17 protein-coding genes are annotated in these 15,044 nt (G+C 34.4%); 2 read left to right on the top strand and 15 right to left on the bottom strand.

Annotated elements, in window-relative coordinates:
• Positions 1-75 precede the first annotated feature (75 nt).
• The 8 genes from rpmF to polA all read right to left on the bottom strand — a co-directional run bounded on the left by rpmF (position 76) and on the right by polA (position 8,045).
• Positions 76-255 carry a 50S ribosomal protein L32 gene (rpmF, locus tag CBF37_RS00545; RefSeq protein WP_125982862.1) on the bottom strand — a complete coding sequence of 60 codons (180 nt, stop codon included), beginning with the start codon at positions 253-255 and terminating at the stop codon, positions 76-78.
• Between the two features lie 58 nt (positions 256-313).
• Positions 314-877 carry a YceD family protein gene (locus CBF37_RS00540; protein WP_125982861.1) on the bottom strand — a complete coding sequence of 188 codons (564 nt, stop codon included), beginning with the start codon at positions 875-877 and terminating at the stop codon, positions 314-316.
• Between the two features lie 93 nt (positions 878-970).
• A complete protein-coding gene (dnaI, locus tag CBF37_RS00535) occupies positions 971-1,900 on the bottom strand; it encodes a primosomal protein DnaI (protein WP_125982860.1) in 930 nt (309 codons plus the stop codon).
• Positions 1,900-3,321 carry a replication initiation and membrane attachment family protein gene (locus tag CBF37_RS00530; protein WP_125982859.1) on the bottom strand — a complete coding sequence of 474 codons (1,422 nt, stop codon included), beginning with the start codon at positions 3,319-3,321 and terminating at the stop codon, positions 1,900-1,902. The genes dnaI and CBF37_RS00530 overlap by 1 nt, the downstream gene beginning before the upstream one ends.
• Positions 3,322-3,339: 18 nt before the next feature.
• Positions 3,340-3,798, bottom strand: coding sequence for a transcriptional regulator NrdR (gene nrdR, locus CBF37_RS00525; protein WP_125982858.1), 459 nt, complete (start codon positions 3,796-3,798; stop codon positions 3,340-3,342).
• 126 nt (positions 3,799-3,924) lie between these two features.
• A complete protein-coding gene (coaE, locus tag CBF37_RS00520; protein ID WP_125982857.1) occupies positions 3,925-4,524 on the bottom strand; it encodes a dephospho-CoA kinase in 600 nt (199 codons plus the stop codon).
• Between the two features lie 9 nt (positions 4,525-4,533).
• Complete coding sequence (gene mutM, locus CBF37_RS00515) at positions 4,534-5,373, bottom strand: DNA-formamidopyrimidine glycosylase (RefSeq protein ID WP_125982856.1); 840 nt, start codon at positions 5,371-5,373, stop codon at positions 4,534-4,536.
• Between the two features lie 20 nt (positions 5,374-5,393).
• Complete coding sequence (gene polA, locus CBF37_RS00510) at positions 5,394-8,045, bottom strand: DNA polymerase I (RefSeq protein WP_125982855.1); 2,652 nt, start codon at positions 8,043-8,045, stop codon at positions 5,394-5,396.
• 183 nt (positions 8,046-8,228) lie between these two features.
• On the opposite strand from polA, the gene CBF37_RS00505 reads away from it, so the two are divergent.
• Entirely contained in the window at positions 8,229-8,669 is a 441-nt protein-coding gene (locus CBF37_RS00505) for a hypothetical protein (protein ID WP_125982854.1), read from the top strand.
• 72 nt (positions 8,670-8,741) lie between these two features.
• Here the strand turns inward: CBF37_RS00505 and CBF37_RS00500 are convergent, their stop codons facing one another.
• The 7 genes from CBF37_RS00500 to CBF37_RS00470 all read right to left on the bottom strand — a co-directional run bounded on the left by CBF37_RS00500 (position 8,742) and on the right by CBF37_RS00470 (position 14,180).
• Complete coding sequence (locus CBF37_RS00500; protein ID WP_125982853.1) at positions 8,742-9,839, bottom strand: DUF5808 domain-containing protein; 1,098 nt, start codon at positions 9,837-9,839, stop codon at positions 8,742-8,744.
• A gap of 1 nt (position 9,840) precedes the next feature.
• Entirely contained in the window at positions 9,841-10,227 is a 387-nt protein-coding gene (locus CBF37_RS00495) for a GntR family transcriptional regulator (RefSeq protein ID WP_165866588.1), read from the bottom strand.
• 121 nt (positions 10,228-10,348) lie between these two features.
• A complete protein-coding gene (locus CBF37_RS00490) occupies positions 10,349-11,035 on the bottom strand; it encodes a Bax inhibitor-1/YccA family protein (protein ID WP_125982851.1) in 687 nt (228 codons plus the stop codon).
• Positions 11,028-11,498, bottom strand: a complete 471-nt coding sequence (locus CBF37_RS00485; RefSeq protein WP_125982850.1) for a MaoC family dehydratase — start codon at positions 11,496-11,498, stop codon at positions 11,028-11,030. Before CBF37_RS00485 ends, CBF37_RS00490 begins: the two co-directional genes overlap by 8 nt.
• 39 nt (positions 11,499-11,537) lie before the next feature.
• On the bottom strand, positions 11,538-12,875 hold the full coding sequence (murC, locus tag CBF37_RS00480; protein WP_125982849.1) for a UDP-N-acetylmuramate--L-alanine ligase: 1,338 nt from the start codon (positions 12,873-12,875) through the stop codon (positions 11,538-11,540).
• A 119-nt stretch (positions 12,876-12,994) separates the two neighbouring features.
• Complete coding sequence (locus CBF37_RS00475; protein ID WP_125982848.1) at positions 12,995-13,762, bottom strand: hypothetical protein; 768 nt, start codon at positions 13,760-13,762, stop codon at positions 12,995-12,997.
• An 85-nt stretch (positions 13,763-13,847) separates the two neighbouring features.
• Positions 13,848-14,180 carry a hypothetical protein gene (locus tag CBF37_RS00470; RefSeq protein ID WP_125982847.1) on the bottom strand — a complete coding sequence of 111 codons (333 nt, stop codon included), beginning with the start codon at positions 14,178-14,180 and terminating at the stop codon, positions 13,848-13,850.
• Positions 14,181-14,416: 236 nt separating this feature from the next.
• Here CBF37_RS00470 and CBF37_RS00465 point away from each other — a divergent pair, with 236 nt between their 5' ends.
• Entirely contained in the window at positions 14,417-14,851 is a 435-nt protein-coding gene (locus CBF37_RS00465; RefSeq protein ID WP_125982846.1) for a hypothetical protein, read from the top strand.
• Positions 14,852-15,044 lie beyond the last annotated feature (193 nt).

The following is a 15,044-nucleotide window of genomic DNA, read 5'->3' as shown; positions in this document are numbered from 1 at the left end:
TGTTTTTAAGACAAACAAAAAAACCTGCAGACTTCCATGGTTAGTCTGCAGGTTTTTAACATTTCTAAAAATGTTTTATGCTTCTTTTGTCATAACGTCTTTTCCATCGTAGTGACCACATGCTGGACATACGTGATGGCTTTTTCTCATTTCACCACAGTTGCTACAAGCTGTTAAACCTGGTACTGATAATTTATAATGAGTACGACGTCTAGCTTTTTTCGCTTTTGACGTTCTTCTTGCTGGTACTGCCATTGCTATACACCTCCTTAAACAATAAGACGTGCAATAAAATTACACATATATTCCAATCTTACTTATTATCCTCATTTAATAATTCAGATAATTTTGCAAGACGAGGATCAACTGTTGATTCTGATTCAGACTTAACGGTTTCACTGTAGTCTTCTTCAGAAATGACATTCCAAAATTCACCTTTTGGCATATCATTAGAATGTTCTTCTTCTTCTGTCAGCACTTGCAGTGGTAAATTTAATAAAATAAAATCTTCTACTGCGTTTTGTAAGTCGATTAAATCTTTTTCCAAAGGCATAATCAAGCTCTTTTCTTCATCAGATATATCTGATGGAAGATATGCTAACTGCTGCTCTGTCATATAGACTTCATCAATCGTTAATGACATGGGTAAATCTACTGGTGTTAGCGACCTAGTAGATGGTAAAGTAAGGATAGTTTCCATTGTATAATGAGCAATATAACTCGTAGGGTCAACATCGATAAAACCAGTAACATGTACAGGTGTCATACTTATTATTGAAGATTCGCGACGTTTTAATGATTCTAAAATATCAACTGTTTCATCAAAATCAATTTGTGTCCCTCTGAATTTATTCAGCTCTGTTAATGACCACTTCATTTTTTCACTCCTTAAGCAACAAAAGTAATTATACTAGGCTGCTTTTCCTTTGTCAATCAGTTTATGAGATAACTTTCTCAATGACATAACACTCTAACCATTACGTCTGTTTTTTCCAATCATATTTACTTCTTTAGCGAGATATCTCACACGTTCCATAATTCGCTTAGCTTTTAGCGGTTCGTCTTCTCCACGCTGAGTTACGCGTAAATGTTCATTTTCAAGTTGCTCCAGATTGAAATTTGATGAGAAGAATGTCGGTAGCTGCTCTTGCATGCGGTATTGTAAAATAACACCAAGTATATCATCTCTCACCCAACTACTCATAGAATCTGCACCAATATCATCAATCATCAATATAGGCGCTTTCTTCACAGATTCTAACTTTTCGAAGACATTATCTGTTTTAATTGAATTTTTCATTTCGACAGCAAAAGTTGGAAAATGAATTAACGTGGTACGAAATCCTTTTTCAGCAAGAGCATTTGCGACAGCACCTAATAAATATGTCTTCCCGACACCAAAAGCCCCCTGTAAATAAAGACCCTGATGAAAACTCCTAGGCTCTGCTTCATACGCTTCGATAAATTCCAATACTAGAGTAAAAGCTTCTCTTCTTTCATTTGTTATTTGAAAATCTGTAATCGATGCTTGCTGTATGTCTTTTGGCATGTTTACAGCTCGAACCCGATTTTTTATTTCTTGCTGCTCTTTACGTTTTATTAAATCTTTAGTTGGCACATAGGTCACATCAATAAAATGAAAATTTAAAAAAAGCTGTGGTTCATATCCGGGAGCAATCATGGTTGGATCATTTAACTTAAACTTTTTATTTTCTTGAATAAATTCGTAAAGTTTGGACATACTTCTTGCTATGTCATCATCCGTTAACTTATCACGATTTTCAGTAATAAATTGCTGAACTGCCTGATCAGACAAAACTTCTTGTCGAATTTTATCGTATTTTTGAGTTCTTTCTCCTTGATTCATCGCTTGTTCTAATCCTTTACTGATATTATCCATCAACTTTCACCTTCTTTTTTGCTTTGAATTCGTTTGATTTTTTCAGCAAATGCGACTTGTTCTTGTTCAGAAATTTGCGTTTCCTCTTTTTGATTATCATTTTTTGCCCAATCCGGCAATGTCTCTTTACGTTTACTTTCTTTTTTTGTATAACCTTGCTTATTCGGTACAGCTGTTTTTTTCTGATACTGTTTAACTTTTGTCAAAGCTGCCTCGGGCGAAAATATTTTATTCTGCGCCCAATCATTAGCAATACTATTCGCGATATTTTGATTTAAAGACGACTTGTTTTGTATTACCAACATATAATGAATTAACATATTAATAACACTATTAGGTAAATTAGATTGGTTTTTTAAGTTTTCAATTAGCCACTGTTCATTGGTTGATACGTAGCCTCCACGTTGTTTTTTTATAGATTTTAAAAACAACATAGGAGGACTGGAGTCACAAGATTTTATGACACTGATTTCTTGATCAGTGTATCCTTCTCGTTTCAGCGTATTATATCGTCGAACGACTTGTTCATCTGCCGATAATTGTTCAACATTTACAGGTATAAATCGACTATTTTCATGTTCAGTGATAAAATTATTTTGTTTTTTATTTTGTTGATACTGCTTATATACTGCTTGTTTCAGACGTTTCTCGTCTACTCGATTTGTCACATAATCAGCTGCAGACTTTATAAATTGTGACATATCTAACTCGTCAATACCGTATAGTTGATGGAAAGACTCAATGGTTCGTTTTAATTCAACTTGCAATTGTTGCGTGTCTAACCCTAGTGATTCAGTCAAACTTAAGAAAAACGGCCAATCGAAATTAGTGGTTAATTTAATTGTTTCTTGTTTTCCCGGCAGTTGGGTTAAAACATGTTGATTACTTATCAACATGTCATCATATGTGGAAAGTTTTGCAGTAGCATCTGGGTATACTTGTACAAAGGCCTGTGTAATTTCCTGATAATCTTTTAATTCCTCAGACATCAATTGATAGTCTGAAAATAATGATTCAAAAGCATCTTTTCCTAACTTGTCAATCAGCATAGTACTTAATAAATCATCCTGTAAAAAAATTTCTGGTTTAATTGGTGCTTCTGCGTAATATATAAAGTGGTACCCGTTGTCAAGTGTCCTGACAAAAGTTTTCAACAGTCCGACTGCTTCTAATTTAATACGGGCTTGATAAAAATCAGGCAAGCTCATATCTAGTCTATTCAGCAATTCACTATGTGGTTTTATTGTGCTGATATCATGTTCGTCCGCATTTAGAAATGATGTCAAAACAGCAAACGCATCGATTCCTATTATTGGTTGATACAATCTTGTCAGCGTGCGAAAATCTTCACCATTATAAGCTGACACAAGATACACTTGATAGTTATCTTTTGGTTTTAGTTTTTTCCATGCATCTTGCAAATCATTCCGCTCTCTTTCTTACTTTTCTTTATCTATAATCTCTTGCAATTCTTTTAAGAAAACACTCATATCCTTAAATTGACGATAAACACTAGCAAATCGAATATATGAAATCTCGTCAAGGCTGACTAACTCTTCCATGACGTATTCCCCAATCATCGTTGTTGACACTTCATTTTCACCTTGACTACGTACGCGATTCTCTACATGATCAACAACCTGCTCCATCTGCTCCATTGAAACTGGCCTTTTTTCAGCAGATCGAATCAAACCTCTAAGTATTTTATCACGACTAAACTCTTCTCGAGCACCATTTTTCTTTATTACTAAAAGCGGTGTTACTTCGATTCTTTCAAATGTCGTAAATCGAAAACCGCATTCTTCACACTCTCTTCTTCTTCGAATTGAACGACCTTCATCTGCAGGCCGACTATCAACAACTCGCGAGCCGTTGTAATGACATTTTGGACATTGCATAACTTGTCACCTCTATCTTTCAATTATACATATTTTTTTGATTGGTTACATTATAACATGCAGTAATCTATTGGTATAGATGAAACACAACGGAAACTAAAAAGAAAAGACAGGTTTTGTCTTTTCTTAAATACTAATAGCTTGTCTCAACCATTTGTCAATTTGTTTGTAAGTTTCAGCTTTAGTACCGTTATTGTCTATTATGTAATCAGCTAGTTCTTCCTTTTTTTCAATCGACCATTGACTATTGATTCGCTGCTTCGCCTCTATTTCATTCAGATCATTACGCTCCATCAAACGCTGTCGTTGCGTAGCCTCACTGATACTAACAACCATTACAGCATCCATATCAGCTTGATATCCTCCTTCAAACAGAAGCGGTATATCTACAATGACTAAGGCACAATTTGTTTTACGATAAGCATTCATCTGCGTTGTGATTTCTGTACGAATAAAGCTGCTTAACAAGTTATTTAACACTTTCCTTTTATTATCATTTCTAAAAATGATGGCACCTAATGCTTGACGATTAAGCGCACCGTCCGGTAAAAGAATATCATGACCAAACTTATTTACAATTGCTTTAAGACCCGGTGTTCCTTTAGCGACGACATCACGTGCGATAATATCGGCATCAATAATTGGTATGCCCTTTTCTTTAAAATACGTGCTAACCGTGCTTTTTCCAGTTGCGATACTGCCAGTTAAACCAAGAAAATAAGTCATTGCTCTTCCTCATTTCTTAATTATAGGTTTTTGACAATTCGGACAAAAATGCGTACCACGCTGTGCAACTTTAATTTTGAAAATTTCCGTTCCACACCGCGGACACGGTGTGCCCTCTTTACCATAAACAACCAACTTCACCTGAAACGTACCGGCATTACCAAGAGCATTTTTATATGTTCTGATAGTTGTTCCGCCGGCTTCGACTGCCCGAGCTAAAACATCAATAATATCTTGATGTAATTCTTTAATCTGTGCCTCAGATAACTCATCTGCTGGTGTTTCTGGATGAATTTTGGCTCGGAATAATGCCTCATCAACATATATATTACCTAGTCCAGTCACAAGCGTCTGATCCAATAATAAAGGCTTAATCGCTTTGCTATGACGTTTTAATTTCTTTGAAAAAGTTGTTAAATCAAAGTCCGGTTCAACCGGCTCTGGCCCTAATTTTTGAATGCCTTTATAATGAACGGCTTCATTCTTCTCTAAAAGCGTAAAACGACCAAATTTTCTGACATCAAGATAAAGTAATTCTGACCCATCACTAAAAGTAAAAAGAACATGTGTGTGTTTCGTGATTTCATCCTTTTGGTCAGCATGAAAGTCAAATTTACCTTCCATCCGCAAATGACAGACCATATCATAGTGAGTCAATTTAAAAATCAAATACTTACCGCGACGCTGAACATCTTCAATTATCTCACCAATTAATTCATGAACAAATTCTTCTGCTGCCGGTCTTTCAATAATTTTAGGCCAACGAACTTCAACTGACTGGATTTCTTTTCCTCTAACTAATTTATTTAAACCTTTGCGGACTGTTTCAACTTCCGGTAATTCAGGCATAATCTATCACCTATTCTTTATTATTTTGCATCGTACCATGTATCTCCGTAACTACTGTCGGCTTTTAACGGTACATGAAGGTCAACAGCATGTGCCATCGTATCTTCGACTAATTGCTGCAGTTTCGGTATTTCAGCTTCAGGTGCTTCAAAGACCAACTCATCGTGAACTTGAAGCAACATAGTGGCTTCCATATTCTCTTCTTTCAAACGTTCTTGAATTTTAATCATCGCAATTTTCAATATATCAGCAGCACTCCCTTGAATCGGTGTGTTAATTGCGGTCCGTTCTGCAAAAGAACGCAAATTAAAATTTCGTGAGTTAATATCTGGCAAATAACGACGGCGGTGATACAGAGTTTCCACAAAACCTTTTTCTTTCGCATCTCTGACAATACTCTCCATGTACTCTTTAACACCAGGATATTTTTCGAAATAACGATCAATAAATTGTTTAGCTTCTTTGCGCGAAATACCTAAATTTTGTGATAAGCCATAGTCGCTGATACCATAAACAACACCAAAGTTGACAGCCTTTGCTTGGCGACGCATATTGCCATCGACATCCTCTGGACTCTCAATACCAAAGACACGCATAGCAGTTGCAGCATGAATATCTTCGCCATCTAAAAAGGCTTGTTTCAAATGCTCATCGTTCGAAATATGGGCAAGAACTCGCAATTCAATTTGCGAATAATCGGAAGAGAATAACTTCCAACCGGTTTGTCGTGGAACGAAAGCCTGACGAATTTTCCGTCCTTCTTCTAAACGAATCGGAATATTTTGTAAATTCGGATCAACTGAACTCAAACGCCCAGTCTGCGTCAAAGTTTGAATATAGCGTGTATGGATTTTATGGTCATCAAAGATAACTTTTAACAAGCCCTCCACATAAGTTGATTGAATTTTAGCTAGTTGCCGATATTGTAAAATCAGCTCGATAATCGGAGACTCTCCTTGCAGCTTTTCAAGAACATCGACTGATGTTGAATAACCGGTTTTAGTTTTCTTAATGACTGGCAATTTCATTTTTTCAAACAAAATAACACCTAATTGTTTTGGTGAGTTTAAGTTAAATTCTTCTCCAGCAATTTCATAGACAGCACGCTCAATTTCAGTCAAGCGTTCGGCAAATTCACCCTTCATATCAATTAAACGTTGAGCATTCACTTTAATTCCTTGAATTTCCATATCTGCTAAAATTTTAGCAACAGGTAGCTCCGTATCATAGAATAAATCAGTCTGCTCTTTGTCTTCTAATTCTTTTGTTAATTTACTGTATAGAAAATCAATAGCTTTGACTTTACGAGCCAAATGTTCAGCAAAAACAGCGACATCATCAGGGACTCCTTTTTTTACTCCCTTACCGTAGACAACCTCATCCTTATCAATATCAAAATAATCAAAGCGTTCAGCAATTTCCGCGACATCTTCACTATTGTTAGTCGAATCAACAACATACGCAGCTAAAAGAGCATCAAATTTCGTTTCAGTAAGCGACATGCCATAACGATGCAAAGCCACGTAATGACGTTTTATATCAAATGTTTTCTTCGTAATCGTTGCATTTTCAATCCAAGCTTTAAAGTTCGGATCTGCTAAAATCAAATCATCTGTTGCGACATATACCTTCGAAGCATTTCCCCAAGACACACCCACAACTGGTGACACGTGATAATTAGCTTCAAGCATTTCAATATACAACGACATGTCAGAGGTAAACATTTCCGGTTCTGCTTTATCAACTATTGTATAGACAATTTCAGCCTTATCTTCAACCGGAACATCGATTTTTGAGGTATCCAACTTAGCTAAAAATGAATTAAAATCCATCTCTTGATAGAAAGGGACCAGCTTTTCTAAATCCTTACCATTATAAACCAAATCTTCAATCGATATTGTCAAAGGACTGTCAATATCAATTGTTGCTAATTTTTTACTTAAGAAGGCTGTCTCTTTTTCATTAATCAGATTTTCTTTCATTTTACTCTTTTTTATCTCATCAATACGTTCGTAAATACCTTCAACTGACTTATATTCCGTTAATAATTTTATCGCTGTTTTTTCACCGATTTTAGTGACACCAGGAATATTATCCGATTGATCACCCGCTAATCCTTTCATATCAACAATCTGCATCGGTGCCAAGCCATACTTTTCCTTAATGTGCTCAGGCGTATAGACTTCGATTTCACTAACGCCTTTGACAGTTACTTTTACTGTTATATGATCATCCGCAAGCTGTGTTAGGTCCTTATCTCCTGACAGCACGACCACTTCAAATTCTTCTGGATTTGTTGATTTAGCCAATGTGCCAATAATATCATCAGCTTCATAATTAGCTAATTCATAGTGTTTCAAACCTAACCCTTCGACTAAGTCACGTAAATAAGGCATCTGTTCTTTAAATTCGCTAGGTGTTTTAGAACGACCGCCTTTATATTCTTCATAGAAGGCATGACGAAACGTTGTCTTGCCAGCATCAAAAGCAATTAGTGCATGTGTCGGTTTTTCTTCCGCCAAGACGTTTTCCAACATATTATGAACAGCATAAAGTGCATTTGTATGCAGCCCCTGTTTATTCTTAAATCGTTCAAGTGATTGGTACAACGCAAAAAAACCGCGGAATGCGATACTATTGCCATCGACCAATAATAATTTCTTTTTTCCCATTTAGACACCTCTTCTATACTTATCAACTCATTTTAACAAAAAACAAAAACATTTGCGAAAAGAAAATCTATAAGCCGAACGATATCTTTAATTATTGTCATATCTGCTTAGATCTAAAGATAAATTTTGAATTTTTTGCCATTAACTGATACCATTACTTAAAATTTAAAGGCGGTGGTTACTTTGTCAATGACAAACTTTTTCTTGGAGCTTATGCTGCTGCCGATTTTTTTCTATCTCGGTATAAAAATTGGACAAACGACTTTTTATAAAAAAATGCAAGGCAAGCAAGAACAGCCGCGAGCAGTCATTTTGAATTTATCATTCAGTTTTACAATCCTCATGTTAATCATAGTTAACACATTCTTCACCGTTAAAATGAGATTCTTTTTAATCTTTCTACTGTTCTTTATATATCTAGTTAACACCATCTTATATATGGCAGGGAAAAATAAGCTCATGGATTACTTAAAAAAGTACCGCAGTTATACCTTGCTGATTTTAGCTATGGCATTCGCCATTTATGGCAACTTAAATAAAGTAGGTTTGGGTGCACTTGTTTTACCTTTGTGTCACATTCTTGTTTTAATTGCTGGTTCTATTTGGTCATTTGATCAGGTGTAAAACTAAATATCACACACAGTAAAACCCTCGAAGAAATCAATAAGTTCTTCGAGGGTTCTTGTTCTTATGACACTATTTTAAAAGAATCATCATGGCTATCGGTAAAATAATTGTCGCAAACAATAGTGCCCACGCTTGCCATTTAGCCATATTTAGGGTTAGACCGGTACCAACTTTCTTCTCAAGCCAAACAGACGGGTCTTGCGGGTTGTAGTAAAATATTCCGCCTTTCCAATATTCATCATCATTAGTGACATCAAAATTAACGTCTGGAGTGAGGCCATCTCCGCTCTGACGGTACTTAATACCAACATACAAATTAACCGCAACGATACTGATTAACACGAGTGCTATCACAACCAGCAGTACTGTGTAATTAAAATTCGGTGTTATTGTTGCAATTTGAATAAATAAGAAAAGCAGTTGGAGTAAGACGACCGTAACAAATAAACTAATTGAATTAATTTTTCTAAATGCCACATCATTCTTTTGATATGTTTTTGTCTGATTTAAAGATAATTGCTGTTTAGATTTAATCAGTGCCCGATTCGTTATAACAGAAACAAGCATTAAAAAAATCTGTATAAAAGGTATCATCATCAGATGCAGCCACGTTTTACTCATAAATATAACTGGTTCCATCCTAACATCAAACCGCATCGGTATCTGTGCCGGAATTTCATCATAGTTAATCAGCGTATAGATAATTCCGAATACGATTAAGAGACTGTTAATCAGAATAAACAGCCAATTCGGAAAAACAACAATTTTCTTTCGGAAATTCAAATCAACAACTACATCACTAGTAGTTTTAACTTTAGTTTTACTTCCAATAAATTGAATCAACGCCTTACGATTACTCATGTATAACATGATAAAAATTAGTAAGTAGACACTGATGCCAAATAGTAAGTACACAGTTACTAATAATTCATATCGTTTATTATTCAAAGACTTATTGATAATTAATAATAATGGTAAAAAAACCGGGATATTTGTCAGCAGTATTCTTTTAACAAAATTTTGATTCATACGGTTAACATAATTGTTTTGTTGCAAACCTGATGGTATCGTAACACCAAATGAATTACTTCGCCGATTTATCAAAGGTGTTGCTGCCAATGACATATTAAAAATCAATAATGTTATAATAATCATACCTATCACCATACTAATTATCCCCTCTCATTATCTCTTCGGTCAGTTTCGCTTGTTTTTGACTAAATCCCTCATACGTTACATTAAAGACGGCTGCATCAATCAGAATCTGTCTTAAACGTTCGTCAAAGTCTTGCTCTCGTTCTCCGGATAGATGCCTCTGTTCCGCTGAACCAACTCTAAACCCTTTAGTCGTTTTTTCTAGAATTCCCTCTTCTGTCAACAACTTATATGATTTATTGACAGTATGCATGTTTATTCCTAAATCACCGGACAGAGACCGGACACTTGGCAGTTCATCCCCTTGTTCTAGTTCTCCTATAACTACCAATCGTTTAATTTCAAAAATTAATTGCAGAAAAATCGCCGTCTCTGATTCTGGATTAATCCTTATGAACAATGGTCTCAACCCCTTTCGTTATATGTATACTATAACATTTATTGTTATATGTAAAGTATAACAAATCAGAAAATAAAAAAAACTCTCAAATTAATGAGAGTTCCTAATTTCTGACGACAATTTAATCGCGACTGAAGATTCTTAAGAATGCATAGAATAAGTTGATTAAATCTAAATATAAACTTAATGCACAATAAACTGCGATGCCCGTTACAGCTTGATCGCCCGCTTGCAGATAAATAGCTTTGATTTTTTGATTATCATAAGCAGTTAAACCGGCGAAAACAACCACCATAGCTAACGAGATGAAAAAGTCCACTGGTGAACTTTTAAGTAAGAAGACATTTAATAATGTCGCAATGATAATCCCGATGACTAAACTATATAGAGCTTGACCAATCGCACTCAAATCTTTTTTGATAACAACACCAACTACTGACATTACAATAAATGTAACTGCTGAGGTTATAAAAGCATAAGTAATTGTACCGATATCATATAATTGGAGTGTAATAGATAACGTAATTCCAGTCAGTGCGGAATAAACAATATAACCACCAACAGATTTAGCAGCATTGTTAGATGCAGTTGCTTTGCTCAGGTAGATGACTAAAACTAGCTGAGCAATCCAGATACCCCAAAAGACTAGACTATTCTGAGCTAACAAGCTAAAAATAGCTTCTTTAAAGATAGTAGATGCTAGAAAAGCCGTCACTGCACTTATTCCTATTCCTAAACCTAAAAATCCGTAGACCTTGCTGTAAAACGATGATAAACCTCTTGCTTTTGTTTGATCCATATTATTCATTAAACTCTGTCACTTCCTCTTCGATTAATTGAGGCGGGCGCACCATGACAACACTATCCAAAACGCGCTGCTCATTGTAATTATGTGCTTCTATTGATATTGTAACAACATCCTTCATTTTATCAACTTTAATGACTTCAAAATGAAATGTTAACGTTTCATAATGATAGATTGGCTGAACTAAATTAAAAGAAAAATTAACAATATTTGAGCCCGGACCAGGTAAGTGTTTTGAAACAGTACTTGAAATTATTCCCATCAACATGACTGTCGGTACAATCGGACGTTCATACTCCGTATGACGACTAAAATCATGCTGAATAAACAATGGATTCGCATCATTCGTTAAGCCTAGATATAAAAGCAATTGCTGATCCTCAATCGTTTCAGTCATGCTAATTGATTGCCCTTCGGCTAATTCATTAATCGTTTTACCTATTTTGTTGGTGAAATTTAACATCATACGCCCCCTTCATCTTGAATTATTTGTAAATTAATTGGTTTACATATTGTTTTTACGTGTACTGCTCAGTAATTTTTCATAGGCAATTTCAAACTTTTGAACATCTCCGGCACCCATAAAAATAATGACTGCATCTTGATATGTTAATAACGGAGATAAATTTTCTACCTTAAGAACCTCACCGCCTTTACTAATCTTAGCACCTAAATCTTCAATCTTAACCGTACCAGAATTTTCTCTGGCTGAACCGAAAATATCACATAGATAAATGCGATCAGCTAAATCCAGTGATTTTGCAAAATCGTCTAACAAGGCAATTGTACGTGTAAAAGTATGTGGTTGAAAGACTGCTATAATTTCTTTATCAGGATACTTTTGTCGTGCTGCATCAATAGTCGCTTTTATTTCTGCAGGATGATGAGCATAATCATCAACTACTATCATATCATTTACTTTTTTTTCACTAAAACGACGTTTAACACCATTAAAAGAGGCCATTTCTGAAGCAACTTCACGCATGTCCAAGCCTTCTAAATAAGATATAGCAATAACACCTAATGCATTTAATACATTATGTAACCCGTAAGCAGGAACCATAAAATGACCAATTATTTTCTTATCATGTTTGACATCAAATGATGAGCCCTCTGTTGTTCGTTGAACATTCACTGCCTGAAAATCATCTTTATCGGTTACTCCGTAATAATAAATCGGAGCCTTTGATTCCAAGCGGCGTAAATTAACATCATCTCCAAAAGCAACAATCCCCTTTTTCACACCCGCTGAAAATGTTTGAAAAGCATCAAATACATCTTCAATACTTTTATAATAGTCAGGATGATCAAAATCAATATTTGTAATGATTGCATAATCAGGCTGATACGATAGAAAATGACGTCGATACTCGCACGCTTCAAAGGCGAAGAACGTTGCATCTGGTTCACCATGACCTGTTCCGTCACCAATCAAATAACTTGTAGGTGCAACACCCGATAAAACATGTGCCAGCATACCTGTTGTACTTGTTTTGCCATGTGAACCAGTTACAGCAACACTTGTAAAATCTTGAATAAAATCACCTAAAAATTTATGGTAGCGAATAACAGGTAATCCTTTTTTTAAAGCGGCTTTTATTTCTACGTGGCTATCAGGAAACGCATTTCCTGCAATAATAACCAAATCACCATCAATATTTTTTTCATCAAATGTCATAATTGGGACATTTTCTTTTTCTAATTCATGTTGTGTAAAAAAATATTCTGCTACATCTGAACCTTGTACTTTGTAACCCTTTTGATGTAACAACAATGCAAGGGAACTCATACCCGATCCTTTGATACCTACAAAATGGTAAGTATTGTTTTTATGAATATCCATAAAAATCCTCTTTTCTTTAAACTTAGTGTTTCACTAATCAATGATACGCACACACTATTATCATATATTTTACTATTTTTTTCAATAAAAAAACTTACATTGCCTAAATCAATGTAAGTCTAATTAAAGTACTGATTTGTGGATGATGTATCTTCATTCGCAATAATACCTGAAAGTGATTTGTCCAAACGTTGATGTTTCGCCTTTTCATCTGAAATTTCATTATCTTCATCAAGCATATCACTATCAAATTCCATGATCAAACGATTGGATTCTGCTATTTCTTTTAAGCTTTCAGAAATACGTTCTTTGTTTTTCAATTCATCATGATTATTAGCAGGTACGCTATCATTAATTGTAGAAGCAGGAATATATTTAGGCGTAAATATTTTCTCAGGATTTTCACCTGGCAAATGATAACTTGACTCCAAACTTCTTCCAGGACGAGTATGCTTTTTATATCGTGCAATACCCAGACGGTCCGTTTCGATAAATTTATTTGAAAAATCCGCTTGCTCTGATTGAAGACTCTCCTGAGTACTATCAGATGAATAGTTTTTGCGGGCTATCTGTTTATCAGGTAAAACAATTTGTTTATCATGAAATGGTGTTTTTGCTGTACTAATAGATTTTCTAGGTGCAGAGCTGTATTCTTGTTTTTGATTCTCCATGCGATCAGAACCAAAGTAATCAGGCTCATCCGTCATTTCCACTCTATCTATCTCTACCGATTGTATTTGCTGATGTTGCTTCCTTCGATTATCAAAACCATCATTAAGAAATCCATCAAACATTTCACGATTACGCTGACTTTTTCTTTTCACACCTTCGTTATCATCATAAGCGGGAAAACGAAAATATTTTCTCTTATCTGATTGCCTTACCATTTGTATCATTCCTTTAAGTTAACTACTTTTAGTTTATCATAAGTGTATTTTAAAAAAAAGTTTAGCTACTTAAATCAGCTAAACACTAAAAAAACTTATGAAATATTTCCCATATTACTGGTATGTATACATCAAAAAGTGGTGCAAAAATACAGAATCCTATAACGCTGATAATAAGTACAGCAATTAAAACACTACCAACTTTTCGAGATTTTTTCAACATAAAAATTACCAATATTACCAATAAAACAATACCTAAAATAATAGCCAATTCTTTAGAAGCTACATCAATTGGTTGATGATTAATTAATTTAACAATAATTTTTGAGTAAAAAAACCAAACTAATTCAATTAAATAAACTGCTAATAAAACATATAAAACCGGTTTGTAATTTTTTTGTGTTTCTTTTTTTGTCATTTGCTACACCTCCTAGCAGTTATTATGTGTTGATTATATCAAATCTTTGAAAAAATGTTAATCTTTTATTCTATTATCACAATCAAAACTCTTTTAATCATCATCTTCTAATATAAGTCGTATATATCACAAATGTTTAAATAAACTTTTGCGTTTTGGTGCAACAAGTCTTAAAATATAAGTAATAAGTACTATTTATCAAAAATGATATATTTACAATTTAGGAGGGTCACAGTATGAAAAAGATAAGGTTGATTATAGTCGCATTTGTTGGTATCATCTTGCTCGCCGGCTGTAGTCAAAAAATTGATAAAGAAAGTCTCACGAAAAATGATTGGACAGCTTATGAAAACGAGAACGGTGAAGAGGTACCAGTTGTTATATCCTTCAAAAATAATAAACTAACGATTAAAAATGATACCGATACAAATATGGTACAATCTAGCAATAAAGATAATTTGGACGACTTAAGTGATGAACTAGCAAAAACATTACGTGATTCAACAATTGTCCAAAGTAACTATAAAATTGAAAAAGATGAGTTGGTTTTAAAAAATTCTGAATTAGGTTTTAAAAAACGTTTTAAGTTATCTCGCGAAAAAGATAATATTATTCTTACACCAACTGATGGTGATAACAAAGAACCCTTCGTTTTAAAACCTAAAAAATAATAAATTTTGGCTGATTATTAATTAATCAGCTTTTTTATTACCAAAAAAAGAACGTACGTTTATACAATTGAGATATAATCTTATGTAATATAATATGGGATTGTAGAATATGAAAGTTACCGGTTATTCTACTTCGTTTAAAACACGACTATAAGAATGAATCTTTTAAAAAGTACTTTCTGATATATTTTCT

Origin of the sequence: Vagococcus vulneris (assembly GCF_003950515.1) — a bacterium.
Taxonomy (GTDB): Bacteria; Bacillota; Bacilli; order Lactobacillales; family Vagococcaceae; genus Vagococcus; species Vagococcus vulneris.
Note: the sequence above shows the minus strand (reverse complement) of the source record. Positions and strands in the feature narration are given on the sequence as shown.